General features: G+C 57.7%; 1 protein-coding gene and 1 pseudogene. Both read right to left on the bottom strand.

The features are described from left to right. The gene (locus tag AAC854_RS24795; protein WP_340618921.1) at positions 1-228 is read right to left on the bottom strand and encodes a tail assembly chaperone; all 228 of its coding nucleotides are present in this window, start codon (positions 226-228) and stop codon (positions 1-3) included. Then, positions 228-414 (bottom strand): annotated as a pseudogene (locus AAC854_RS24790) (phage tail protein); the annotation flags it as partial. The gene AAC854_RS24795 and the pseudogene AAC854_RS24790, both read right to left, overlap by 1 nt.

Raw genomic sequence — 414 nt, 5'->3', positions numbered from 1 at the left:
TTAACCTAATAGTTTCATGACGGCGGCACACTGCGCCTGTACGGTATCACCGTGGGCAGGCGCAGACGCAACCGGGGCGGGTTCAACCGGCTGTTGGCGGTTTTTCAGCCGGTAATAGGCCTGCCATTCATTGAGGGTGGCGGCAGGCAGGGACAGAATACGATAGGGGTCGGTTTCGCCGAGCTGCTCCGCAAGTGCAAAAGCAAAATGCAGCGTCGGCGAGTTCATCAGTTTTTTTCGGCGTCCTCCAGTGTGCCGACGGCGTGACGCTTCACGGTCTGGATGGCTTCAATCAAGGTGGCGCTGTCGTGTGTGTCCATCAGTTCATCGACCGTCGGCAGATCGCCCGCCGGAATGGGTTTCCCTTTGTCATCCACCAGACAGTCCAGCACCCTTTGGATGTTCAGACGAGAA

Source organism: Xenorhabdus entomophaga (genome assembly GCF_037996725.1).
GTDB lineage: Bacteria > Pseudomonadota > Gammaproteobacteria > Enterobacterales > Enterobacteriaceae > Xenorhabdus > Xenorhabdus khoisanae.
The sequence above is the reverse complement of the archived record's forward strand: the minus strand, read 5'-3'. Positions and strand labels throughout refer to the sequence as shown.

Coding starts and splice junctions, on each gene's coding strand:
- AAC854_RS24795 (WP_340618921.1), bottom strand. CDS start 228: ATGAACTCGCCGACGCTGCATTTTGCTTTTGCACTTGCGGAGCAGCTC.